This window comes from Spongiibacter sp. C9W, assembly GCF_057370015.1.
Map to the genome: position 1 here is coordinate 2,817,902 of NZ_CM170672.1, position 21,763 is coordinate 2,839,664.

The 21,763-nt window shown below is 55.0% G+C and carries 28 protein-coding genes; 26 read left to right on the plus strand and 2 right to left on the minus strand.

Features of this window, described 5'->3' with window-relative positions; genetic code table 11:
• The first annotated feature begins 4 nt into the window (after positions 1 to 4).
• The 11 genes from nadD to lipA all read left to right on the plus strand — a co-directional run bounded on the left by nadD (position 5) and on the right by lipA (position 9,565).
• Positions 5 to 679: a nicotinate-nucleotide adenylyltransferase gene (gene nadD, locus AC2Q8J_RS13355; protein ID WP_486451508.1), complete on the plus strand. Its 675-nt coding sequence runs from the start codon at positions 5 to 7 to the stop codon at positions 677 to 679.
• A complete protein-coding gene (rsfS, locus tag AC2Q8J_RS13360) occupies positions 679 to 1,041 on the plus strand; it encodes a ribosome silencing factor (RefSeq protein WP_286694603.1) in 363 nt (120 codons plus the stop codon). Before nadD ends, rsfS begins: the two co-directional genes overlap by 1 nt.
• Positions 1,031 to 1,498, plus strand: a complete 468-nt coding sequence (rlmH, locus tag AC2Q8J_RS13365) for a 23S rRNA (pseudouridine(1915)-N(3))-methyltransferase RlmH (RefSeq protein ID WP_286694602.1) — start codon at positions 1,031 to 1,033, stop codon at positions 1,496 to 1,498. Before rsfS ends, rlmH begins: the two co-directional genes overlap by 11 nt.
• A gap of 3 nt (positions 1,499 to 1,501) precedes the next feature.
• Entirely contained in the window at positions 1,502 to 3,367 is a 1,866-nt protein-coding gene (gene mrdA, locus AC2Q8J_RS13370) for a penicillin-binding protein 2 (protein ID WP_486451509.1), read from the plus strand.
• Positions 3,364 to 4,509, plus strand: a complete 1,146-nt coding sequence (rodA, locus tag AC2Q8J_RS13375) for a rod shape-determining protein RodA (protein ID WP_027873963.1) — start codon at positions 3,364 to 3,366, stop codon at positions 4,507 to 4,509. Before mrdA ends, rodA begins: the two co-directional genes overlap by 4 nt.
• 108 nt (positions 4,510 to 4,617) lie before the next feature.
• Positions 4,618 to 5,577, plus strand: a complete 960-nt coding sequence (gene mltB / locus AC2Q8J_RS13380) for a lytic murein transglycosylase B (protein ID WP_204996346.1) — start codon at positions 4,618 to 4,620, stop codon at positions 5,575 to 5,577.
• On the plus strand, positions 5,574 to 6,392 hold the full coding sequence (locus tag AC2Q8J_RS13385) for a septal ring lytic transglycosylase RlpA family protein (protein ID WP_486451510.1): 819 nt from the start codon (positions 5,574 to 5,576) through the stop codon (positions 6,390 to 6,392). The genes mltB and AC2Q8J_RS13385 overlap by 4 nt, the downstream gene beginning before the upstream one ends.
• Before the next feature lie 52 nt (positions 6,393 to 6,444).
• A complete protein-coding gene (locus AC2Q8J_RS13390) occupies positions 6,445 to 7,605 on the plus strand; it encodes a D-alanyl-D-alanine carboxypeptidase family protein (protein WP_204996324.1) in 1,161 nt (386 codons plus the stop codon).
• A gap of 10 nt (positions 7,606 to 7,615) precedes the next feature.
• Positions 7,616 to 7,885: an HP0495 family protein gene (locus AC2Q8J_RS13395; RefSeq protein WP_027873959.1), complete on the plus strand. Its 270-nt coding sequence runs from the start codon at positions 7,616 to 7,618 to the stop codon at positions 7,883 to 7,885.
• Positions 7,885 to 8,556, plus strand: coding sequence for a lipoyl(octanoyl) transferase LipB (lipB, locus tag AC2Q8J_RS13400; RefSeq protein ID WP_486451511.1), 672 nt, complete (start codon positions 7,885 to 7,887; stop codon positions 8,554 to 8,556). Before AC2Q8J_RS13395 ends, lipB begins: the two co-directional genes overlap by 1 nt.
• Before the next feature lie 25 nt (positions 8,557 to 8,581).
• The gene (gene lipA, locus AC2Q8J_RS13405) at positions 8,582 to 9,565 is read left to right on the plus strand and encodes a lipoyl synthase (protein WP_204996325.1); all 984 of its coding nucleotides are present in this window, start codon (positions 8,582 to 8,584) and stop codon (positions 9,563 to 9,565) included.
• 1 nt (position 9,566) lies between these two features.
• Here lipA and AC2Q8J_RS13410 read toward each other — a convergent pair whose 3' ends face one another.
• Complete coding sequence (locus AC2Q8J_RS13410) at positions 9,567 to 10,544, minus strand: integron integrase (protein WP_486451512.1); 978 nt, start codon at positions 10,542 to 10,544, stop codon at positions 9,567 to 9,569.
• 228 nt (positions 10,545 to 10,772) lie between these two features.
• Between AC2Q8J_RS13410 and AC2Q8J_RS13415 the strand changes: the two genes are divergently transcribed.
• The 6 genes from AC2Q8J_RS13415 (at position 10,773) to AC2Q8J_RS13440 (ending at position 14,217) form a co-directional block, all read left to right on the plus strand.
• Positions 10,773 to 11,177: a hypothetical protein gene (locus AC2Q8J_RS13415; RefSeq protein WP_486451513.1), complete on the plus strand. Its 405-nt coding sequence runs from the start codon at positions 10,773 to 10,775 to the stop codon at positions 11,175 to 11,177.
• Between the two features lie 93 nt (positions 11,178 to 11,270).
• Positions 11,271 to 12,401 carry a GIY-YIG nuclease family protein gene (locus AC2Q8J_RS13420; RefSeq protein WP_486451514.1) on the plus strand — a complete coding sequence of 377 codons (1,131 nt, stop codon included), beginning with the start codon at positions 11,271 to 11,273 and terminating at the stop codon, positions 12,399 to 12,401.
• A gap of 134 nt (positions 12,402 to 12,535) precedes the next feature.
• Entirely contained in the window at positions 12,536 to 12,856 is a 321-nt protein-coding gene (locus AC2Q8J_RS13425; RefSeq protein WP_486451515.1) for a hypothetical protein, read from the plus strand.
• Between the two features lie 136 nt (positions 12,857 to 12,992).
• Entirely contained in the window at positions 12,993 to 13,322 is a 330-nt protein-coding gene (locus AC2Q8J_RS13430) for a hypothetical protein (protein WP_486451516.1), read from the plus strand.
• Positions 13,323 to 13,434: 112 nt separating this feature from the next.
• On the plus strand, positions 13,435 to 13,626 hold the full coding sequence (locus AC2Q8J_RS13435) for a hypothetical protein (RefSeq protein ID WP_486451517.1): 192 nt from the start codon (positions 13,435 to 13,437) through the stop codon (positions 13,624 to 13,626).
• A gap of 345 nt (positions 13,627 to 13,971) precedes the next feature.
• On the plus strand, positions 13,972 to 14,217 hold the full coding sequence (locus AC2Q8J_RS13440; protein WP_486451518.1) for a hypothetical protein: 246 nt from the start codon (positions 13,972 to 13,974) through the stop codon (positions 14,215 to 14,217).
• 107 nt (positions 14,218 to 14,324) lie between these two features.
• Here the strand turns inward: AC2Q8J_RS13440 and AC2Q8J_RS13445 are convergent, their stop codons facing one another.
• Positions 14,325 to 14,726 (minus strand): helix-turn-helix domain-containing protein, encoded by a 402-nt coding sequence (locus tag AC2Q8J_RS13445; RefSeq protein ID WP_486451519.1) that lies wholly within the window; start codon positions 14,724 to 14,726, stop codon positions 14,325 to 14,327.
• A gap of 94 nt (positions 14,727 to 14,820) precedes the next feature.
• On the opposite strand from AC2Q8J_RS13445, the gene AC2Q8J_RS13450 reads away from it, so the two are divergent.
• From AC2Q8J_RS13450 to AC2Q8J_RS13490, 9 genes are all read left to right on the plus strand, one after another.
• Positions 14,821 to 15,896, plus strand: a protein-coding gene (locus AC2Q8J_RS13450) for an IS3 family transposase (RefSeq protein WP_486451520.1) whose coding sequence is annotated in 2 segments (ribosomal slippage) — positions 14,821 to 15,070 and positions 15,070 to 15,896 — 1,077 coding nt in all. Because the reading frame shifts where the segments join, the coding sequence is not laid out codon by codon here.
• Between the two features lie 54 nt (positions 15,897 to 15,950).
• The gene (locus tag AC2Q8J_RS13455; RefSeq protein WP_486451521.1) at positions 15,951 to 17,588 is read left to right on the plus strand and encodes an alkaline phosphatase D family protein; all 1,638 of its coding nucleotides are present in this window, start codon (positions 15,951 to 15,953) and stop codon (positions 17,586 to 17,588) included.
• Positions 17,589 to 17,813: 225 nt separating this feature from the next.
• Positions 17,814 to 17,999 carry a type II toxin-antitoxin system RelE/ParE family toxin gene (locus AC2Q8J_RS13460; protein ID WP_486451522.1) on the plus strand — a complete coding sequence of 62 codons (186 nt, stop codon included), beginning with the start codon at positions 17,814 to 17,816 and terminating at the stop codon, positions 17,997 to 17,999.
• Positions 17,999 to 18,292 (plus strand): HigA family addiction module antitoxin, encoded by a 294-nt coding sequence (locus AC2Q8J_RS13465; RefSeq protein ID WP_486451523.1) that lies wholly within the window; start codon positions 17,999 to 18,001, stop codon positions 18,290 to 18,292. Before AC2Q8J_RS13460 ends, AC2Q8J_RS13465 begins: the two co-directional genes overlap by 1 nt.
• An 83-nt stretch (positions 18,293 to 18,375) precedes the next feature.
• Positions 18,376 to 19,071 carry a dioxygenase family protein gene (locus tag AC2Q8J_RS13470; RefSeq protein WP_486451524.1) on the plus strand — a complete coding sequence of 232 codons (696 nt, stop codon included), beginning with the start codon at positions 18,376 to 18,378 and terminating at the stop codon, positions 19,069 to 19,071.
• A gap of 98 nt (positions 19,072 to 19,169) precedes the next feature.
• Entirely contained in the window at positions 19,170 to 19,481 is a 312-nt protein-coding gene (locus tag AC2Q8J_RS13475) for a YdhR family protein (protein ID WP_486451525.1), read from the plus strand.
• 88 nt (positions 19,482 to 19,569) lie between these two features.
• Positions 19,570 to 20,334, plus strand: a complete 765-nt coding sequence (locus AC2Q8J_RS13480; protein WP_286839161.1) for an exodeoxyribonuclease III — start codon at positions 19,570 to 19,572, stop codon at positions 20,332 to 20,334.
• Between the two features lie 44 nt (positions 20,335 to 20,378).
• A complete protein-coding gene (locus tag AC2Q8J_RS13485) occupies positions 20,379 to 20,822 on the plus strand; it encodes a hypothetical protein (RefSeq protein WP_204997221.1) in 444 nt (147 codons plus the stop codon).
• Between the two features lie 67 nt (positions 20,823 to 20,889).
• Complete coding sequence (locus tag AC2Q8J_RS13490) at positions 20,890 to 21,600, plus strand: SGNH/GDSL hydrolase family protein (RefSeq protein WP_486451526.1); 711 nt, start codon at positions 20,890 to 20,892, stop codon at positions 21,598 to 21,600.
• Positions 21,601 to 21,763: the final 163 nt, after the last annotated feature.

Sequence of the window (21,763 nt, forward strand, 5' to 3'; positions counted from 1 at the left end):
ACTCTTGACGGCACCTCTGCGCAAGCATTGTTTGGTATTTGGTGGCACCTTTGACCCCATTCACCACGGCCACTTGCGCTCGGCGATTGAGCTGCGCGAGCTGCTTCAGGCCGACGAACTCAGGCTGATGCCCAGCCACCAACCGCCGCTGCGCGGCCGCCCCAGTGGCACGGCCCAGCAGCGATTGGAAATGGTGCAATTGGCCGCCGCCAATGAACCGGGCTTTGTGGTCGACGACCGCGAGCTCAGCCGCGATGGCGCGTCCTACACCGTTGACAGCTTGCAAGAGCTGCGCGCTGAACTGGGCGATGGCGTTGGTTTAACGATGGTGATGGGCAGCGATGCCTACGCTAAGCTGCACCGCTGGCACCGTTGGCAGTGCCTGCTTGATTACGCCAATGTCTGGGTGATCGAGCGCGCCGACCATCCACTGCAGGCCGATGGTGAAGTTGCTGCCGCAATGGACGCGCGCCGGCTCGCCAGCGTTGAGCAATTGCGCACGCGCGCTGCCGGTGGTTTTTTCAGCAGCCGCCTGATCCAATTACCTATCTCCGCCACCGATATTCGCGCCCGCGTTGCTGCCGGGCGCTCTATTCGCTACCTGCTGCCCGATGCTGTGGCAGAGCGTATCGCCCATTGGGGGCTTTATCAGAACATGCAAACAGGAACACAAAGTTAATGGCCGTTGAGCAATTGAAAACGCTGGTGATCGACGCACTGGAAGAAGTAAAAGGGCGCGATATTACGACGCTGGACGTACGCGGAATCAGCGGCGTAACCGACTACATGGTTGTGTGCAGTGGCACCTCGAATCGCCACGTTAAGTCGCTGGCAGACAATGTCTGGGTAGAAGCCAAGAAAGCAGGTTTTACCCCAATGGGCATGGAAGGTCAGCAGACCGCGGAATGGGTGCTGGTTGATTTTGGCGATGTGGTTGTACACGTGATGCTGCCCGAAGCGCGTCTGTTCTACGACCTTGAGCGGCTCTGGCAAGTGCCGGCGGCCGATGGCGAATCAAGCGACGGCGGCGATGAGAGTTAGCCTGCTCTGTATCGGCGGCAAAATGCCCGACTGGGTTGAGGCCGGTGTGGCGGAATACCGTAAGCGCCTGCCCCAGGAAATCCAGTTGGATATTCGCGAGTTGCCGCTGGCCAAGCGTGGCAAAAACACCGATATTCGCCGCGCCATCGCTCAAGAGGGCGAGGCGATGCTGGCGGCCATTCCCCGTGGTGACAAGATCATCGCGCTGGATGTAAAAGGTCGCTCTGTCAGTACCGAGTCGCTGTCAAAATCCTTGGCGGCGTGGCGCATGGAGGGCGATAACGTCAGCATACTGGTCGGCGGTCCCGACGGTTTGGCTGCGCCCTGTCTGGCGGCGTCCAGTGAAAAATGGTCGATGTCTGCAATGACCTTGCCGCACCCACTGGTGCGGGTTATGTTTGCTGAGCAGCTCTATCGCGCCTGGACTATCCTAGCTAATCATCCCTATCACCGTTGAGTCATGGCCACCATACCCCGACGCCAGACCCTAAAAAACACCTACCGCGAGCGCTATGTTTACCGGCGCCGAATGTTTGTGTGCATTGTGTTATTGATGGTGATGACCGGGGTGTTGGTGTCGCGCTACACCCAGTTGCAAATCCTCGACTACGACATTTACAAAACTCAGTCTGACCGCAACCGCATTCAGCTGATGCCGATAGCGCCCAAGCGCGGCCTGATCTTTGACCGCAATGGCATACTGCTCGCGGAGAATATTCCCAGCTATACACTCACGGTGATTCGCGAGCGCGTTGACGAGCTGGATGAAACGCTGGCCATTATTGGCGAGCTTATCGAACTCAGCGACGACGATATCGAGCAATTTAAAAAACGCCTGCGTCGGCGTCGGCCCTACGAGGAGGTGCCGCTTAAGTTCCGCCTCAGTGAAAAAGAGATCGCCATTATTGCGGTCAACCGGCACCGCATTCCCGGTGTCGATGTCGACGCCCAGCTGGTGCGCCACTATCCCCAGGGTGAGTTATTTGCCCATGTATTGGGCTACGTTGGCCGAATCAGTGAGCGCGAGCAAGACACCATCGACCCCGTTAACTACAGCGGCACCCACCATATCGGCAAAATTGGTCTGGAAAAATACTACGAAGACCTGCTGCACGGCACCGTCGGCTACCAAAATGTCGAGAGCAATGCCCACGGCCGAATTCTGCGCGTGTTAGAGCGCCACGACCCGCTGCCGGGCGGCGATATTCAGCTGCATATTGATGCGCAGGTGCAGAAAGTTGCCTACGACGCCATGGCCGGACGACGCGGCGCCGTGGTGGCCATCGACCCCAAAACCGGGGGCGTGATCGCCATGCTCAGCACGCCGAGCTACGACGCCAATTTATTTGTTGGCGGCATTAGCGGCAAAGACTACCGCGCCCTGCAAAACGACAACGACCTGCCGCTGTACAACCGCGCCTTACAGGGCCAGTACCCGCCGGCCTCTACCGTAAAACCGCTGTGGGCGCTGGCTGGCATGTATTACGGTGTGGTAACGCCAGCCACGCGCTACGCTGACCCCGGGTTCTTCAGTCTGCCCAACGACACCCGGCGCTACCGCGACTGGAAGCGCGGCGGCCACGGCGCCTCGGTGAATATGGATCAGGCCATTGCCGAAAGCTGCGATGTGTACTTCTACGAGCTGGCCTACAAGCTGGGTATTGATCGCCTGCATGACTTTGGCACGCGCTTTGGCTTGGGGGATGTCACTGGCATCGATAACACCAACGAGCGCGGCGGGCTGTTGCCGTCGCGGCAGTGGAAGCGCGACACCCGCGGCAGCCACTGGTACCCCGGCGAGACCATCAACGTGGGCATTGGGCAGGGCTTTATGTTGGCAACGCCGCTGCAAATCGCTGTGGCCACCTCGGTGCTGGCCTCGCGCGGCGAACTGCGTGCACCGCGGCTGTTAGCCGCCGTCGGTGGCGAACCGGTTGAGGCGCCGCTACTGGGCAAAATGGAAGATGTCCCCGAAAGTCAGTGGGATGCGATCCAGCATTCCATGGAAGAAGTGATTTACGACGTGCGCGGCACCGGTCGCTCGCTGCGCAACGGTCTGCAATATCGCATGGCGGGTAAAACCGGTACCGCTCAGGTAATTAGTATCGCCGCCGGGGAAGAGTACGACTCGGAATCCCTGGAAAAGCGCAAGCGTGACCACGCCCTGTTTGTTGCCTACGCCCCGTCGGAAGACCCGCAAATTGCCGTCGCCGTGATTATTGAAAACGGCGAGAGTGGCGGCGGTGTGGCCGGGCCGGTTGCGCGCGCGGTGATGGACGCGTATTTATTGAATTCGCCGGATGTGGCGAGCGGAGAGCAGCAATGAGCCAGTCCGATTTTCTGCGCCAGTTGCCCAGTGGCGCAGGTCCTATGTACAGCCAGCGCACACTGTCCCAGCGCCTGCGTATCGACCCGGTAATGTTGTTTCTGCTGTTGTTGTTAAGCGGTGTGGGTTTAATGGTGCTGTACAGCGCCAGCGATGAAAACGCTGCGGTGGTGTTGCGGCAGGGCCGCTTCCTCTCCGTTGCCTTTGTGGTGATGGTGCTGGTGGCCCAGCTTCACCCGGAACAGTTGCAGCGCTGGGCGCCGTTTGCCTTTATTGGCTGTATTTTACTGCTGATCGCCGTGCATTTTATGGGGGTTGGCGCGAAGGGCGCGCAGCGCTGGCTGTCGCTCGGCGGCTTTCGCTTTCAGCCCTCGGAGTTGGCAAAACTGATCATGCCGATGACGGTGGCCTGGTACTTGTCGTCGCATCCACTGCCGCCGAGCTGGCGCTATACCGCGGCGAGTTTGGTGATTATTTTTGTGCCCACCGTGCTGGTTGCCACCCAGCCCGACCTGGGAACCTCCATCCTGATCGCCGCCTCGGGCATGTTCGTGCTGTTTTTGGGGGGCATTAGCTGGACCTTTATCTTCTCCGCCTTTGGCCTGCTGTTGGCGGCCGCGTGGCCGATGTGGGAGTTTGTGCTGCACGACTACCAGCGCCGCCGAATCCTGACGCTGCTAAACCCAGAGAGCGACAAGCTGGGCGCGGGTTGGAATATTATTCAGTCCAAAACCGCCATCGGTTCCGGCGGCTTCGAGGGTAAGGGCTGGCTGATGGGCACCCAGTCTCACCTGGACTTCCTGCCGGAGAGTCACACCGACTTTATAATTGCGGTACTCGCCGAAGAATACGGCCTGCGCGGGGTGTTGCTGCTGTTGCTGTTGTACGCCTTGATCATTGGCCGCGGCATCTGGATCTCCACCCAGGCAAAACATTGCTTCGGTCGCTTATTAGGCGGGAGTATTATCCTAACTTTCTTTGTCTACGTATTTGTAAATATGGGCATGGTCTCCGGGCTGCTGCCAGTGGTGGGTGTGCCCCTGCCGCTGGTCAGCCAGGGCGGTACATCATTGGTGACATTGCTGGTGGGTTTTGGCATCTTGATGGGGATTTATGCCGACGAGCGATTGGTGCATCAGTAAACGCGCTATCGGCCGCTGTTCACGGGCCTTCAATAAAAGAGAGAATACACAGTGATTTTACGCAAATTGATTTCTTCGCCGCTGCGCTGCTTTGCTGCCGCCGTGGCTATGTCGACGCCGCTGCTGGCGTCGGCCGATTACAGCCAGCACGACAAGGCCGCTGAATTTGTCGACAAAGTGGTCGAAAAACACAGCTTTGACCGCGACTGGGTGGTCAATATTCTGCAGCAGGCAGAAAAGAAGCAGTCCATTATCGACGCCATGGAGCGGCCGGCCGAGTCGGTAATGACCTGGGCGCGCTACCGCAAAATATTTATTCAGGACTCGCGCATCAAGCAGGGCGTGAAGTTCTGGCAGGAACACGCCGACACGCTGGCGCGGGCGGAAAAAGAATTTGGCGTTCCCGCTGAAATGATCGTCGGTATTATCGGTGTGGAAACCCGCTACGGCCGCAATAAAGGCAGCTACCGCGTGGTGGATGCGCTGGCGACTCTGGGTTTCGACTTCCCCCGCCGCAGCACCTTCTTCCTCGGTCAGCTGGAGCAGTACCTGTTAATGGTACGCGAGCAGGACTTTGACCCGCTTAGCTTCAAAGGCAGCTACGCCGGTGCAATGGGTTATGGTCAGTTTATTCCCAGCAGCTATCGCGCCTACGCGGTCGACTTTGACGACGACGGCCAGGCAGACATAGTGAACAATCCCGTTGATGCCATCGGCAGCGTTGCCAACTACTTTGCCGAACACGGCTGGCGCAAAGGTGAAACCGTGGTTACGCCAGCGGTATTGAGCGAGCCAGTAGATGAAACCCTGTTTAACGCGGGCCTGAAGCCGGTAAAAACCCTTGCCGAGTTGAAGCTGGGCGGTATCAGCAGCAATCAAGCGCTGGATGAAAGCATGAAGGCCACGGCAATGAAGTTTGACGGTGCCAAGGGCGACGAGTACTGGGTAGGGCTGAAAAACTTCTACGTGATTACGCGCTACAACCACAGCTCTATGTACGCATTGGCCGCGCACCAGCTCAGCCAAAAAGTGGCCGAGGCCTACCGCAGTGAAGTCGCGCAGAAATGACGCGACGCTTATCTTATGGCCTGTTGTTGTTACTGCTGCTGCAGGCCTGTAGCCAGCCGGCAATTCGTCAAAGCGGGCCCGTTGAACCACCGGTAACGCCCACCGAGAACGACGGCGCACCGCTGCACGACGTCGACCCAAATAGCCTCGCCGATGCCACGCCGCGCCCCGAAATCATCCGTATGGCCGGCAACAGCAACCCCTACAAAGTGCTGGGAAAAACCTACCACTTGGTGGACGACCACCGCGGCTTCAAGCAGCGCGGCATCGCCTCGTGGTACGGCACCAAGTTTCACGGCAAAGCCACCGCCAATGGCGAGACCTACAGCCTCTACCAAATGTCGGCGGCGCACAAAACACTGCCCATTCCGGTGTATGTGCGGGTGAAAAATTTGGAAAATGGCCGCGCAACAATTGTTCGCGTGAATGATCGCGGGCCATTCCATTCAGACCGCATTATCGACCTCTCCTATGCTGCCGCGGTTAAGCTCGGCTTTGCGCGCAAAGGCACGGCCGCAGTGGAAATTGAGGTGATTGACACGGATAATATCGAAGGCGAACAAAAAGCCGCTGCCGATTACTATTTGCAGGTGGCCGCTTTCTCGCAGCTGGACTCCGCCCAGGCCCTGAAAGATGCACTCGGCGCCGGAATGGCCTACCCGGTATCCATCGCGAGCCAGGCGTCGTCGGAGCCGGTGATTCACCGCGTGCGCATTGGCCCGCTACCGGACTACGCAACGGCACAGGCGGCGCGCAAAGCGTTGCGCAGTCGCTGGTCTGGTGAACCGCAGTTACTGGTCGACGAGCGTCAATAGAGCGCCGTCGCGATAAATTAGCTAACGAAAACTCATCGAAAAAGGTTTTGTTTTGAAACGCTTAGTGTTGTTGATTGTCTCCGCCCTGGTCTTTGCCAGTCACGCTGCCGCCCAGCAAAGCCTGGTGCCAGCGCCACCGGCTATCTCCGCGTCTGGCTACTTGCTAATGGACGCCGACAGCGGAGAGGTATTGATTGAACACAATGCCGATGAGCGCCTGCCGCCCGCCAGCCTTACCAAACTGATGACCAGCTATGTGCTGTCATACGAGTTGGAGCAAGGCCAGGTGAGCAACAGCGACCTGGTTACCATCAGCAAAAATGCCTGGGCGCAAAACCCCATCTTCACCGGCTCGTCACTGATGTGGATCGAAGTGGGCAAGCAGGTCACCCTTGGCGATCTGCATAAAGGTGTGGTGATCAGTTCGGGTAACGACGCCAGTGTTGCCGTGGCCGAATACCTCGCCGGCAGCGAAGATGCCTTCGCGGGCATTATGAATCAACACGCACAAATGCTGGGTTTGGAAAACACCCACTTTGTGAACTCCCACGGCTTGCCCCACCCCGAGCACTACACCTCGGCGCGTGACCTGGCCATTCTGGCGCGGGCGATTATCGACTTCCCCAATGAGTACGCGCTGTACAGCGAAAAAGAGTTTGTCTACAACAACATCCGCCAGAACAATCGCAACGGCCTGTTGTGGACGGACCCCAGCGTCGACGGCCTAAAAACCGGCCATACCAATGAAGCGGGTTACTGCTTGGTGACCTCCGCCAAGCGCGAAGGTATGCGCCTGATCTCCGTGGTAATGGGCGCCTCCAGTGAGCGGGTTCGTGAGCGCGAAACGCAAAAGCTGCTGTCGTACGGCTTCCGTTATTTTGAAACCCACCACCTGTATTCGGCCGGCACTGAGCTGACCAAGGCCAAGGTGTGGAAGGGCGGCAGTGCCGATGTGGCGCTGGGCGTGCAAGACGATGTCTACCTGACCATTCCCCGCGGCAAGGCCGACGACCTGGATGCGCAGTTAATTGTTAACGAGGTGCTTACTGCGCCCATCGCCGCCGACAGTGAATACGGCGAGCTGCAAGTAAGCCTGGACGGCAAGTTGGAAGTGAGCGTACCACTGGTGGCACTGGAGTCAGTGGAAGAGGGCAGCATTTTCAAACGCCTGTGGGATAGCATCGTGCTGTTCTTCCTGAGCCTGGTGTCGTGAGGGTAAAAGCATGACGCAGCAAGAACCACCGAAAATTGAATTCCCCTGCGACTATCCCATCAAGGTGATCGCCGACAATCACGAGGAAGCGCGGGGCAAGGTACTGGCGGTGATGGAACAGCACGCCGCGCCACTGGCCGAAGGCTGTGTTACCGAGCGGCTGAGCCGCGAAGGGCGCTTTATGTCGCTCACCGTGACCATTGTGGCCACCGGCAAAGACCAGCTTGAGCGCATCCACGTAGACCTGAAGGCGACCGGCGTCGTCAAAATGGTAATGTAGTGAGCGAGAAAATCCTCTATCAGCGCCGCTTGGCCGGGCTGCAAGACTACCAGCCAGTGTGGCAGGCCATGCAGGCCTATACCGATCAGCGCGATGCTGCCAGTCCCGATGAACTGTGGTTTTTAGAACACCAGGCGGTATTTACACAGGGGCAGGCTGGCAAGGCCGAACATATTTTAATGCCCGGCGACATTCCCGTGGTGCAAGTGGATCGCGGCGGCCAGGTTACCTACCACGGCCCCGGCCAGTTGGTGGGCTATGTGCTTATTGATCTGCGGCGGCTCGGTATTGGCGTACGTGACCTGGTTACCGCCATTGAGCAGAGCATTGTCGACGCCCTTGCCGAGCTGTCCATTGCCGCTCACCCGCGTGCCGACGCCCCCGGCGTTTATGTGCAAAGCGGCGCTAAAATTGCCCAATTGGGCCTGCGCGTACGGCGCGGTTGCAGCTTTCACGGCTTGAGCCTGAATGTCGATATGGACCTGTCGGTGTTTCAGCGCATCAACCCCTGCGGCCATGTCGGTATGGAAGTTACCGACATTCTTCGCCAGGCACCGCAGCAAAACAGAGACATGGCAAGGCTGATGGACAGCCTGTCGCGTCAACTAGCCACGCGTCTGGGCTACAGCAATAGCCCCGTGCTGGACGACAATCAACTACCCGAGCTGTAGTCGCAGCCCGGCAGAGGTAATAGTAATGAGCGAGACAAGCCAAGGCCAAAAACGCCCCGCCGCCAAAAAAGTGGTGCAGGGCGAAAAATTGCGCGGCGCCGAAAAAGTCGCCCGTATTCCGGTCAAGGTCATTCCCTCGGTCGAACTGCCGGTTAAACCGAGCTGGATTCGCGCCAAGCTGCCCGCCAGCCCGGAAATCAGCCGTATTAAGCAAATTCTGCGTAAGCACAAACTCGCTTCGGTATGTGAAGAGGCCGCTTGCCCCAACCTGGGCGAGTGCTTCAGTGGCGGCACCGCCACCTTTATGATCATGGGCGAAATCTGTACCCGTCGCTGCCCCTTCTGCGACGTTGCCCACGGCCGCCCCAATGCCCTGGACGAAAACGAGCCTCGCGAGCTGGCCGAAGCCATTGCCGAAATGCAGCTGAAGTACGTGGTCATCACCTCGGTGGACCGCGACGACCTGCGCGACGGCGGTGCCCAGCACTTTGCCGACTGCATTCGTGAAACCCGTCAGCGCAGCGAAGGCATTCGCATTGAAGTGCTCGTACCCGACTTCCGTGGCCGCATGGATGTGGCGCTGGATATACTTGAGCAAGAAGCGCCCGACGTGTTCAACCACAACCTGGAATCGGTACCCAGCCTCTACAAAAAAATCCGCCCGGGTTCCGACTACCAATGGTCGCTCGACTTGCTCAAAAAATACAAAGAGCGCCGCCCCGACGTGCTTACCAAGTCCGGCTTGATGCTTGGCCTCGGTGAAACCGCCGACGAGCTGATTCAGGTAATGAAAGACATGCGCGCCCACAACATCGACATGATCACCCTCGGGCAGTACCTGCAACCCAGCCGTGACCACCTACCCGTGGACCGCTTTGTTACCCCCGAAGAATTCGACGAATTCGGCCGCATCGCCGAAGAACTCGGCTTTAAAAGCGTTGCCAGCGGCCCGATGGTACGCTCCTCTTACCACGCCGACAAACAAGTCGATCTTAGTCTGCTGAAGTAACTCAGCCCTCAGCAAGCAAACCGCTCAAGGGGCTGCGCACACCGTGCGCGCCGTGCTTGAGTACGTGGGTATAAATCTCCGTTGTCTTAACATCGCTGTGGCCCAGTTGCTGCTGAACCGTGCGAATATCCGCGCCTGCCTGCAGTAAATGGGTGGAGAAACAGTGGCGCAGAGTGTGCGACGTCACATTCTTACGCAGTTTGGCGCGCAACGCGGCGGCGCGAATATATTTGTTAAGGGCCGATTCGTCGAAATGATGGCGCCGAATCAGTTTTTCATAGGGGTCGATGCTGAGTCTGCTGGCGGGGAAGAGATACTGCCACGCAAGGCTCTTGTTGGCGTTGGGGTACTTTCTTGCCAAGGCATCAGGCATCCATACGCCAGCAAAACGCGTGTCGGCTATATCCGCTATTAAGTAGCGCTCAACAACGATTATCTGTCGGCGTAGCGCGGGTATGAGTTCAGGCGCTAACGTCACCAGACGATGCTTGCCCCCTTTGCCCTGCCATATCTGCAGTTGCAAATTATCGAAGTCGATATCCTTAACGCGTAGGCGCAATAGCTCCATACGGCGAAGGCCAGAAGCGTACAGCATAGACACCATCAGTTTCGGTGTGCCCTCCAGTGTATTGAGCAGGCCGGCGACCTCCTTTCTGGTCAAAACCACCGGCAGTTTGCGTTGTGGCTGAGCGCGTCGAAATTGAGCAATACTCCCTAAGGGTTGTTCGAGGTATTGGTTATAGAGAAACGCCAAGGCGTTGAGCGCAATGGCTTGCGTTGCCCCGGAAACGCGACGTTCACAGGCGAGATAATTAAGAAAAGCCTCCACCTCTGCGCCAGCCAACTCTGCCGGGTGGACCTTGCCATTAAAAATAATGAAAGACTTGATCCAGTAGCTATACGACTTTATCGTACGTAGGCTATAGCGACGCACTAGCATGTGCTCCCGCAATGACCGAAGGAATGGTGAAGCGCTCATAATGACAATCCCTGTCTTTATTCTGTATGTATATACAGTATATCCCGTTAAGTCCTTCTTGCCAGTGAAATGGCCCTGTTATTGGTCGCGACCAAACCAGAGTTCGAAATACTCTATAAAAAACAATGCATTAATAAAGGGTAGAAAAAGAGCCGGCGTGATAGATGGCCGCCCGATAATATTTATTATGTGGCCGCAGGCCACATAAACAGGCTGTTAGGAGTTCAAATGGATTGGCCGTCAGCATTAATAGGATTTCTCGCCGGAGCATTGACCGGGGCGGCCGGTAGCTATCTCGGACAAAGGTTTACCGACCAGAGATATCGCTCTGAGGAAAAGAAAGAGTCTGAGAAACTTTGGCTAGATTTGAAGCGCAGATATCCGGATGTCATCCGAGAAATGGAGGAAGATATTCGGAGGGAGCCTCACGTAAGAAACTTCTTCATAAAGGAATCCACAGTAGCTGTTTCAGCCTCTGGCCCTTGTTTTGAGTACAACACAGATAAACATGAGAATTTGCAAGCAGCAATCGCGTATATAGAGGAGCTGGGGTTGATTGAAGATATCACTCCGGGAAACTGCCCAATGTATCGTATCCGTGAGCATTTCTATGATCTCCTGCAAAACTCCTAACAAGGCCAAGCACCGCGACGTATTTTTCGTTGCGCCTGCGGCTCCACAAAAAATACGCGCGTGTTGGCGGCGTTAGCTGCTTGGAGGAGAACCGTGGCCGGGGTAACAATCAATCGCGCATGGTGGGAACACCTGGCGCCTAAGCGGCTGATCAAAAAGCGCAGGGAAGTAGAAGCGTTGCTCAATACTTTCGTGCATTCTTCCGACTACGGGAAAGAGTGGTTCAAGGCTGCTAGGCACCCTGGGGGAGTATTTCGGCTGAGGCCCGGGCAAGTGATACCTGAGATCAAGGTGGTTTTTCTCGGAGACTCGCCGGGCTTTGTTGCGCCACAGCAAAAATTACGGGTCGGTCATCGAACAGTTGGCGGCAGCGATACCTTCGAATCTGGGAAGGCTCTCGCCGAAGAAGAGCTCGTCTTTCCACCAGCCATTTTAGTGGATTTGGTAACAGACCCAGTTTTGCTGCATGCCGCGAAGAATCGAATCACTGATATCGATGAGCGGACTATAAAAGAGCCTAGTCAGGTGTTCTCGATCCCCGCACGAATGCTGCTATCGCCTCAGCATTTTCCGAAAAAAGCCTACGTTCTCTATCAACACATTTTTGGCCCCGGGGGTAGTTACCCTACCGACGGAGCGTTCTATGTTGGAGTGACTACACGTAGCTGGCAGAAACGTTGGGCGGAGCATCGGCGCGCAATTCACTCGGGTAGTCCTTTACTGTTTCACCGCAAATATCGTGAAGAGCAGCAGGCCGGTCGGATCTCATACGTACATCACAAAGTGATGGCTATTACCGACAATCTCGAAGAGCTATATGACATGGAGGAATTTCTAGTCAAAGGTCACTGGGACGATGAGCGTCGGTTGAACATGATTCCGGGCGGGAAATCCGGCCTAAAGTACTTGCGTGAAAATGGTCTGCTATCGAAGTCCGTCATACCTATGCCTGATGACCGAGATCGGATAGTTGGCGAGTGGATGAAAGATCATCCGAGAAAAGGACTTCCGGCTCCATGGGTTTCAGAGAAATGGCAGGATGAAAATTGGGCGGTAGCGCAAATATGCGGTCGAGATGGCCGGCTATCCGTTGAACAAGTGCGGGCAATACGAGAACTGTCCGGGCAACACTCGGCGGAGGAAATTTGTGAACGAATTGGCGCCAAGAATGTGGACCAGGTGAAAAGGGTCATTGATGGAAAGACATACACGCGCGTCACATAGAAGCCAGGCTGTGTGCCAACTCAAGCACGCAGCTAACAACATGCTGCAAGGGACGTTTGACCTGCTGGCCATTTTTGCTGGCGCAAAAACGTCCATCACCTCAAACGCCCCTGAGTATAGGTGTTAGGCATAAAATGAGATTCACCCTAGTTCCAAATATGTGGTATGCGGCTGAGATTATTGGTGAAGAGTTTTCGGAATCTATACGCAGCTATACCCCAATTAAGGTTTTTGAGGTCAAACAAAGCTCAACTGGCAACAGGATTTTTACATTAGATTTTTACCATGCGAATTATCCTGAGGGTGTGAGAGATAAGTCCTTTAGCATGAAAACTATCGAAAGAAATAGAGAGTTTATTTTTGGCTTCATCTTTAGATCACAAACCAACTCGATTTATGCTTATTTATCCAATTTCAGAAGCTTGGCTTCAAAAGCATTTTTCAGCAAGTCTTGAGGCTGGCCAAACTACAGAGCAGTGGCTTGAGAAAAATGCCTAACAAGGCCAATCACCGCGACGTATTTTTCGTTGCGCCTGCGGCTCCACAAAAAATACGCGCGTGTTGGCGGCGTTAGGCTAGGAAAGGAACGGTATGGAAGTTAAGTACAGCCTGGTGGACGGCTTAGAAGTAATGTCCAATCATCCCGATACATTTCAAATGCCAAGTCCTTTTGATATGGAAAAGATATCAATAGGAGAATATGTAAAATTGATTTTCGAAATCACTCATCCAGATGAGAGCGGTGAGTGGGTGGTAACTGGGGAAAGGATGTGGGTAAGAGTTACAAAAAATGACTTCCCTTTTTTTGCCGGGGTTCTCGACAATGATCCCTATTCCACTAATGAAATTAGAGCGGGATTAGAGCTTGAGTTCTCGATGGAAAATATAATTGCAATTTTTAGCCTTGAAGAGGAAGAATAACCTTTGCCTAACAAACGCATATTGTTCGGCCACTACGTGGCCTGGGACCTTCGTTTCGGTGCTTCGCACCTACACTGCGGCCCCAAATGCGGGCGTTATATGGAGAGACTTTATGAATATAGTTGGTAAATTTAAATCGCTGGTATCTTTCTTGTTTAATAAAGATACGCTTATCAAAATTATACTTGTCCAAGTTATTGTTGTATTGCTCGCTTCTATGGAGCGTGGTGGTTTCGTTATTTATCACAAAGGAACAGTCTTTTTAGATAGTACTTATGGCGGATTCGAAATTAAAAATCGTTAAAAATAATTTGCGAGACTAGCTAATGGATATATTAAATAAGCTCTATGAGATGAAAAGTGGTGAAGGTGTAATGTCATATGAAGAGTGCCAGAAACTCAATGTGGAGATATCCAATTTAGAGTTCGGTCACATACCAAGTGATCAATGTCGCAACGTCGCAGATTACTTGGTGTTTACTCTTAATCACCATACTGTAAAACCGGAACTGAAAAAAGCTTGAAGATTTGTTGTCGAGCCTGAACAAAACCATATAACAAGCAAAGGCAGCATCGCCCTGAGGGCTGGACGCGCTAACGCGCGCCGCTGCTTTGGGCGTTAAGTATTTGTATGAGCATGGATATCATCGTGAAGAAAAAAGGATCCGTTTTTGAAGCGACCGCTTATGATGAATCTGGGACTGAAGTAGATCGGCTGGTTGCGTTCTCTGAATCAAAAGCTAGGCGACTGCTAAAAATTCGGCTCGGCATAGAAGTGAAAAAGGAAAAGAAGGCCAAAGAAAAAAGAAAACCGTCAACGATGCTAGAAAGCAAATGCGTAATGAGCGGACTTAAAGGAAAAACTTCATCTAGGCCGTGGAAGAAAACAAAGTAGAAATACTTAAAAAGCGAAAGCAGTCGCTCCCTTTGGTCGCTGGGACGCCCAAAACCCTGCGCTTATTTGTGCGCCCCTGTTGCGGGCGTTAGGCTAAAAGCTTAACTTTAATTATTGCGTCTTTGTTGTTGATAGTTGGAAGGTGTCATTTTTATTTTCTGCTTAAAGAGACGACGAAATACGCTATCGTCCGTATAACCCAGAGAAAGGGCGATTTCCTTTACGGACGTATTGGTGGTTGCTAACAATGTGCAAGCATGGCTTATTCTAACCCCGTCAATAAAGGCTTTGGGGGTTTCTCCGGTTAACTCTTTTAACTTACGATTTAGCGTACGTTCAGAAACAGCCATTATTTTTGCCAAATCACCAGCGTTCATAGTTTGGTAGTGTGCTTTACGAATGGTATATTCCGCTTTTGCAAGGAATGGATTGTTTGAAGCCTGATACCCCTCCGGCACATACAGGTTTTGAGATTTTGGTATCGCATCAACGACAGAAAAATCAGCCACAACCTTCGCCGTTTCAATACTGACCTTTCCCCCGATTTTAGAACCATGACCACGATGAGATTTCCAGTTAACCTAACGGAATGGAGATCTCAGCATGAAGAAGCGATACAGTGACGAACAAATCATCAAGGCCATCAAAGAACATGAGGCCGGCGCCAAGGTAGACGACATCTGCCGTAACCTGGGTATCTCAAGCGGTACCTTTTACAACTGGCGTAGCAAGTTTGCGGGCATGGAGGTAAACGAAGCTAAGCGGCTTCGGGAACTGGAAACCGAGAACAACAAACTCAAGAAGCTATTGGCTGACAAGCTCCTTGAGGTTGAAGCGATGAAGGACGTACTTTCAAAAAAGTGGTGAGGCCCGCCGATCGCAAACAGGCGGCGAAGTACATGATTGCCCAGCATAGCATCAGTGAACGAGCCGCCTGCAAGTTAGCGGGCATCAGTCGCACGGCGTATCGTTACCAAGCGAGACCAAGCAATGACGAGGCTTTGAGAGCAAGATTGAAGGCATTGGCGGTTGAGCAGTCTGCCTATGGTTATTTGTTACTGCACGGCCTTCTCAAGACAGAAGGGCTTGTTGTTAATAGGAAGCGTACTTACCGGATTTATACGGAAGAAGGACTTCAGGTGCGCACCAAGAGGCGGAAGAAGCTACAACGCCCACGCCAGCCAATGGAGGTGCCTCTGAAGGTTAATCAGCGCTGGTCGATGGACTTTGTATCAGATCAACTGAGTAGCGGACGGCGTTTCCGGGTACTGAATGTCGTTGATGATTATTCCCGCGAAATGGTTGGTCAATTGGTTTCAGTATCAATTAGTGGACGGCAAGTCGCACGTTTTCTTGGCCAGTTAACTGAGGAGCGAGGCAAACCCAATACCATTATTTGCGACAACGGCACCGAGTTTACCAGTAAGGCGATGTTCTTCTGGAGCCGCGAATCAACGGTAAAGCTCGGATTCATACAGCCCGGCAAACCGACGCAGAATGCCTTTGTAGAAAGCCTGAATGGAAAGTTCAGAAATGAATGCCTAAACCGTCATTGGTTTAGATCATTAGAAGAAGCCCGAGTCGAGATCGATCAGTGGAGGCATCACTACAATCACGTTCGGCCACACAGTTCTCTGGGCTATCTACCGCCTGTTGCATTTGCAAAGCAGGCGGCATAAATTTTGGAGAATCTCATCAGGGCCGTGGTACTAACTCTGGGGAAAGGTCACGCCATGCCGCTGACCAGACGCCGTATTCTCGGTCTTGTGCCTGCTGTTGCAGGCGTATCACTATTGAGCGCATGTGGTGGTGATGCCGGGCACGGCGGTTCGCTAATGGTGGATGATGAAACGCTGTTGCCGCCGCTGGGGGCTGGCGATGCGGCGTCGGTATTTCCCTCTTCCGTGGCGAGCGGTGATCCTGCACCCTCGGGCGTTATTCTCTGGACGCGCCTTGAGCAATCGGCAATCGAGCCTGACCAGGATGTGCTTTGGGAAGTGGCCGAGGATGAACGCTTCTTGCGTCGGGTGGCGGCTGGGCGCGTTCCGGTGTCGGCATTATCTCCGGACAGTGATTACGCTCTGAGGTTGGACGTAGATGGGTTGTTGCCCGCCAACCGATTCCTTTATTACCGCTTCGCCCACGCTGGCGTGTCCAGTCGCGCGGGGCGGCTGCGAACATTACCCGAGTCGGACGATGAGGTTGCGAGCCTTCGCTTGCTAGTCGCCTCTTGTCAGGACTACACCCTCGCGTATTTCCATGCCTTTGGCGAAATGGCGCAGCGAGAGGCTGATTATGTCCTTCACATGGGCGATTTTATTTACGAAAGCGCTATCGTGCCGCTACGGCCCATAAACCTGCCCTCGGGTGGGCAATATGCGAGCTCGCGGGAAGACTTACTGACGATCTATCGCACGCATCGTAGCGACGCGAATCTGCAAGCGTTGCTGGAGGCGCACACGCTGATCTGCACTTTTGATGACCACGAGTTTGCCAATGATCTGTACTTCGATGGCGAGCGCCCACGCGGTCCCGATCATCCGCTGGACGGTGATCCGGAGGCGATGACCCAGTATGTGCGAGAGGCGTTAGATGTCTGGTACCACTATTTGCCGGTGCGAGTGCAGTACGCGCCCGAGGCGGCTTTTCCTAATGTGATGACCGCGCAGCGGAGCTTTCGTTTTGGGCGCCTGGTTGAGCTTGCAATGACCGAGCTGCGAATGCACCGCTCACCGCACCCCTGTGGAGAGGGCAATTTCGGAGAGCGTCAGCTGGTTGTTGAAAGTAATTGCGAGGCCCGGCACGACGAAGGGCGCACCTTGCTGGGCGACGTGCAGAAGCAGTGGCTGTTGCAAACACTGACCACTAGCAGTGCGCGTTGGCGGGTATTGGGGTTGCCGATTCCGTTTTCACCCATTTCTATCGCGCAGTTGCCACCCACGGTGTACGAGGTTGATCACTGGGACGGATATACCGCTGAGCGAGCAGAGCTGTTGCACGCGCTGCGCGACACCGAAAATTTGGTGGTGCTGGCTGCCGACTTGCATGCATTTGCCGCGGCGACATTGCGTGACGGCTACCCGGATGGCCCCGCTGTAGGTGCGGAATTCACCACAAGCGCAGCGGCCGCGACGCCGATCGCGACCATTAATCCGCCAGCCAATGTATTCCTGCAAAGCCCCTTTATATTGGCAAATAACCCGCATTTTTCATTTTGGGATGGCACTCGTAATGGCTGGCTTGAAGTCGAGTTTAGCTACCAGGCCTGCACCGTTACCGTACGTGCGATGCAAGCGCAGATTCCAATACCCAACCCCTCAATCGAAACGGCGCGCTTCACCGTAACAGATGGTGTTCCCGGCCTGGCTTAACGTTGGGCAGTACGCTTTCCGAGAGGCTGGGTACGAGCAGGCTGCACGCGGATACAGTCACAGGGCCTCACCAATTGTTAGCCTGTGTTGTTGCGTGGTGCGCAACGTGCTGTGGTCTGTGTATGATTAAATCATTCCGTCACAAAGGACTGAAGCGGTTTTACTTGACTGGCAACACGCCTGGAATACTCTGGAATACAAAGAGATCACGCCAAGAAGCCGCGTATGCAGCTGGCTGCTCTGGATACGGCCACTTCGGTAGAGGATATGGATATCCCCGGTTTTCGGCTTCACCCATTGGAGGGGCAAGACAAAGGGCGATGGTCGATTCGGGTTAACGGAAATTGGCGCATGACCTTCGAGTTTACAGACGGCAGTGCCTACATTCTTGATTATGAGGATTATCACTGATGACTATGCAGAGACCGCCGCATCCTGGTGAATTCATTAGGGAGGTGTATCTGGAGCCCTTCGGCATCAGTTCCCGTCAGCTTGCGTCCAGTCTAGGGGTCTCGACCTCCACGTTGTCTCGACTGCTGAAAGGGGATAGTGGAATTAGCCCTGAAATGTCTTTGCGGCTGTCCAAGGTGCTAGGGCGTGCTCCCGAGAGCTGGCTGGCGATGCAAGATATGTATGACCTGTCGGTGGCTCGCAGCACGGTCAACCTGGATGGCATTCGCCCTCTGGATTTCGAAGCAGCTTAACGAGCGGCTGTTTTCCGAGGTTGAGAGTCAATCTCCAGCGCTTGGCGCTACGGCATGCCGAAAAGTGAGGCATTAGCGATGTTATGAAAAAGCACTATTTGCCAGCGCCGACAGGCCACACGTTCACGAGACGTGAGTTAATTTTACTCGGTATTGGGGTGTCGCTGCTGCCTCCCGGTTTGGCAGCTGCTGATACCCGCCGAGGATTACTTAAAGCGACGCCGAGGCAGACGGCCGGACCCTTTTATCCTAAATGGAGCCAGGCGGATCGCGATGCCGATTTAACCAGGGTTGCCGGTCGGAGTGAGAGTGCCAGCGGTGAGCTTATTCAGGTGTCAGGCCGGGTGCTGACTCCTGATAACAAACCTGTTGAGGGCGTATTCGTCGAGGTTTGGCAGGCCAATGCTCAGGGGCGTTACGCTCACGAGGCCGATAGTAACCCTGCCCCTATTGATCAGAATTTTCAGGGCTGGGGGCAAATGACCACCGATGCCAATGGCGCTTACCAGTTCACAACCATCATGCCGGGGCCGTATCCGGTTAGCCGCAGTTGGTCGCGGCCGCCTCACATTCATTTTAAGCTGCAGAAACCGGGATTTAGTACGCTTACAACGCAGATGTATTTCGCGGGCCATCCCCTGAACGATGTGGATGCGCTGCTATTGCAGCATGGTGCTGAAGAGCGAGATCAACTTATAGTCGCGTTTGATGATCGTGGTGTGTCCAATGGTAGTCGGCCGGTGCGGTCGGGCGTTTTCAATATTGTGCTCGAAGCGTAGGTATAGTGGCGTAGAAACGGATATGTGGCCTTTCCCCTAGGGCGTTATGTTGGCAGTAAGTGCCCACAATTGATTACAGCCTCAGCGAGAGGGCGACGATGATCACCGTTATTAACAGTATTCGACTGCCTGAGCCGATCAGCGTGGCCGAAGCGCGCGCCTTATTTTTGCAAACGGCCCCCCAGTACCAGAAGCTGCCAGGGCTGATTCGCAAGGTGTATACCCTGTCGGAAGACGGCGCCACCGTTGGCGGAGTGTATTTGTGGCGCAGTCGTGAAGAGGCGTGTGCCCTCTATACCTCGCAGTGGAAAGCGCGGGTGGCTGAGCATTACGGCGCGTCGCCGACACTGGTATATCTGGAAAGCCCTGTGGTAGTGGACAACGTTAGCGGTGAGGTCATCAGCGACTAACGCGTTGTACATCCGCTGCGCCTGTTCCTTTGAGGGCTGGTAGTTTGCGTGGTATATAGTGCCCCTGCTTTGATTAAGGACGGGACATATGCGCATAGCTTCTTGGAACGTGAACGGTATTCGCGCGGTAATGAAGAAAGAGTTTCTGGAGTCGGTGGCGACGCTGGATGCCGATGTTTTATGCCTGCAGGAAACCAAGGCGCAGGACGACCAAGTGGCCGCGGCGCTGGAAACCCTTGAGGGTTACCACATTTACAGCAACTCGGCGGAGCGCAAGGGCTATTCGGGCGTGGCCATTCTGAGCCGCAAAGCGCCGCTGCGAGTGTTCGCGGATATCGGCATTGATGAGCACGACAAGGAAGGGCGCGTGCTCACTGCCGAGTTTGACGACTTTTACCTGCTCACCGTTTACACCCCCAACTCCGGCAGTGAGCTGGTGCGCTTGCCGTATCGTGAGCGCTGGGATCGTGATTTTCTGGCCTATGTGAACAAGCTCGGTGAAGACAAGCCGGTACTTATGTGTGGCGACTTTAACGTTGCCCACACTGAAATGGATATCGCGCGCCCCAAGCCCAATTACAATAAAAGCGCGGGTTACACCCAAAAGGAAATCGACGGGCTGGACCATATTCTGGCGGCCGATTTTGTTGATACCTATCGCGCCCTGCATCCGGAAACGGTGAAATACAGCTGGTGGAGTTACCGGGCCGGTGCCCGTGGTAAAAATATTGGCTGGCGGATCGACTACTTCCTCGGCAATCGCGACTTTGTCGAGCAGCGAGTGACGGCGGCAGAGATCTGGAATGATATTCACGGCTCCGATCACTGCCCGGTCAGTGTGGATTTAAGCTAGTCGGTGCAAAACAGGGCCAGTGATGATACGAGGGCGACAGGGCAATGGCATCTGAAGCGGAAAAAGGCCGTGTGGAAGTCAGCATTTTCTGCCGCTTTGCCGAGGCCGCAGGCCTGGATTACCGCGACGTTGAAAAACAATTGCCGGAGGGCGGCAAGCCGGATATTCGCTGTCGGCTCAATGAACACGTTACCTATTTTGAATTGACCGAGGCCTGCTCGGAAGACCTGGCCAAGGCGGTCGCCGGGGCAGGGCGCGTTGACAGCGAGGCCCTCGCCCGCGTTACCGACTACACCTCTGCGACCTACCTGAAGAAAATTGCCAAGCGCTACCAAGTGAGCGAGCCCGTTGAGCTACTGATCTACAACATTGGCCGCACGCTGCTGCCCGATAAGGTGATTATCGACAATCTGCGCAAGCTCGCGCAGCGTGATAAAGGCCAGTTTCGCCGTGTGTGGTATTTCGGCGACAGTGTTGTTCAGCTCTAGCGTGGTGATGTGAAGGGGGGAGTTGTCATGGAAAAGGCCGGGGCGGCTTGGCGTTGAGGCGACGTAGATGATCTATCCTCTGTCGGGAATATTGCTCGGGCCGGTCTTATTAGCTCAGGGTCGCTATGTGCGCGGCACTACGCCGCGTCTGCCCGAGGCCGCGGGGCTGCGCTCGGGGCAAATGGGCGACAGCGGGCAAGCACTGCGCTTGTTGTTGGTGGGCGACTCTGCGGCGGCGGGGGTTGGCGTTGCCCGCCAGGAAGAGGCCTTGCTGGGCCAGTTGGTCGCCGGGCTTGCGCCGTTGCGGCCGCTACATTGGCGCCTGCTGGCGCGCTCCGGCGATACCTCCGCACAGTTATTGGCACGTTTAGCCAGCGAGAGCGCTGACGCCGCCGACGCTGTGGTGGTGTCTATTGGGGTGAATGACGTGCTTGCCGCCACTGGGCGGGGCCGGTGGCGCAACAACATTAGCGAGATTATCCGCCTGCTGTGCGAGCGCTTTGCCGCCAAGCATATTTATTTTTCCGCGCTGCCACCCATGCACGCCTTTCCTGCATTGCCGCAACCTCTGCGTTGGTGGTTGGGCCTGCGCGCTCGGCAATTAAATACCGAGCTGAGACAGCTTGTTGAGCCGCTGGCAGACTGCAGCTACGTTCAGGTGCCTTACACCTTGCACCCAGCGGCTATCGCCGAAGACGGTTTTCACCCGGGTGCGGCGGCCTATCGGGAGTGGGCGCGCTATCTTGTTGACGAGGTGGGGTTGGGCCGCGGTCACTGACGCTGAGCTATACCATTACCGAATCATGAGTTGACGCGCTGCCTTGAGTGTTCGTTGGATTGTCTCGTTATTCCTTGAGTTGTAAATGAGTGCCGGCCGCTATTTTCGCGGCTTACGCCCCCCGTTTTCCGCGGCTCTACTATGCTGAATTCAGTCTTTGCAT

What these genes read in the sequence shown, in the direction of transcription:
- AC2Q8J_RS13435 (WP_486451517.1), top strand. Translation starts at nt 13,435, where the DNA reads ATGAATATAGTTGGTAAATTTAAATCGCTGGTATCTTTCTTGTTTAAT.
- AC2Q8J_RS13410 (WP_486451512.1), bottom strand. Translation starts at nt 10,544, where the DNA reads ATGAGCGCTTCACCATTCCTTCGGTCATTGCGGGAGCACATGCTAGTG.
- AC2Q8J_RS13415 (WP_486451513.1), top strand. Translation starts at nt 10,773, where the DNA reads ATGGATTGGCCGTCAGCATTAATAGGATTTCTCGCCGGAGCATTGACC.
- rlmH (WP_286694602.1), top strand. Translation starts at nt 1,031, where the DNA reads ATGAGAGTTAGCCTGCTCTGTATCGGCGGCAAAATGCCCGACTGGGTT.
- rodA (WP_027873963.1), top strand. Translation starts at nt 3,364, where the DNA reads ATGAGCCAGTCCGATTTTCTGCGCCAGTTGCCCAGTGGCGCAGGTCCT.
- AC2Q8J_RS13455 (WP_486451521.1), top strand. Translation starts at nt 15,951, where the DNA reads ATGCCGCTGACCAGACGCCGTATTCTCGGTCTTGTGCCTGCTGTTGCA.
- AC2Q8J_RS13430 (WP_486451516.1), top strand. Translation starts at nt 12,993, where the DNA reads ATGGAAGTTAAGTACAGCCTGGTGGACGGCTTAGAAGTAATGTCCAAT.
- AC2Q8J_RS13425 (WP_486451515.1), top strand. Translation starts at nt 12,536, where the DNA reads ATGAGATTCACCCTAGTTCCAAATATGTGGTATGCGGCTGAGATTATT.
- mrdA (WP_486451509.1), top strand. Translation starts at nt 1,502, where the DNA reads ATGGCCACCATACCCCGACGCCAGACCCTAAAAAACACCTACCGCGAG.
- AC2Q8J_RS13385 (WP_486451510.1), top strand. Translation starts at nt 5,574, where the DNA reads ATGACGCGACGCTTATCTTATGGCCTGTTGTTGTTACTGCTGCTGCAG.
- AC2Q8J_RS13395 (WP_027873959.1), top strand. Translation starts at nt 7,616, where the DNA reads ATGACGCAGCAAGAACCACCGAAAATTGAATTCCCCTGCGACTATCCC.
- AC2Q8J_RS13480 (WP_286839161.1), top strand. Translation starts at nt 19,570, where the DNA reads ATGCGCATAGCTTCTTGGAACGTGAACGGTATTCGCGCGGTAATGAAG.
- AC2Q8J_RS13460 (WP_486451522.1), top strand. Translation starts at nt 17,814, where the DNA reads ATGCAGCTGGCTGCTCTGGATACGGCCACTTCGGTAGAGGATATGGAT.
- mltB (WP_204996346.1), top strand. Translation starts at nt 4,618, where the DNA reads ATGTCGACGCCGCTGCTGGCGTCGGCCGATTACAGCCAGCACGACAAG.
- AC2Q8J_RS13475 (WP_486451525.1), top strand. Translation starts at nt 19,170, where the DNA reads ATGATCACCGTTATTAACAGTATTCGACTGCCTGAGCCGATCAGCGTG.
- lipA (WP_204996325.1), top strand. Translation starts at nt 8,582, where the DNA reads ATGAGCGAGACAAGCCAAGGCCAAAAACGCCCCGCCGCCAAAAAAGTG.
- AC2Q8J_RS13490 (WP_486451526.1), top strand. Translation starts at nt 20,890, where the DNA reads ATGATCTATCCTCTGTCGGGAATATTGCTCGGGCCGGTCTTATTAGCT.
- AC2Q8J_RS13470 (WP_486451524.1), top strand. Translation starts at nt 18,376, where the DNA reads ATGAAAAAGCACTATTTGCCAGCGCCGACAGGCCACACGTTCACGAGA.
- AC2Q8J_RS13465 (WP_486451523.1), top strand. Translation starts at nt 17,999, where the DNA reads ATGACTATGCAGAGACCGCCGCATCCTGGTGAATTCATTAGGGAGGTG.
- rsfS (WP_286694603.1), top strand. Translation starts at nt 679, where the DNA reads ATGGCCGTTGAGCAATTGAAAACGCTGGTGATCGACGCACTGGAAGAA.
- AC2Q8J_RS13485 (WP_204997221.1), top strand. Translation starts at nt 20,379, where the DNA reads ATGGCATCTGAAGCGGAAAAAGGCCGTGTGGAAGTCAGCATTTTCTGC.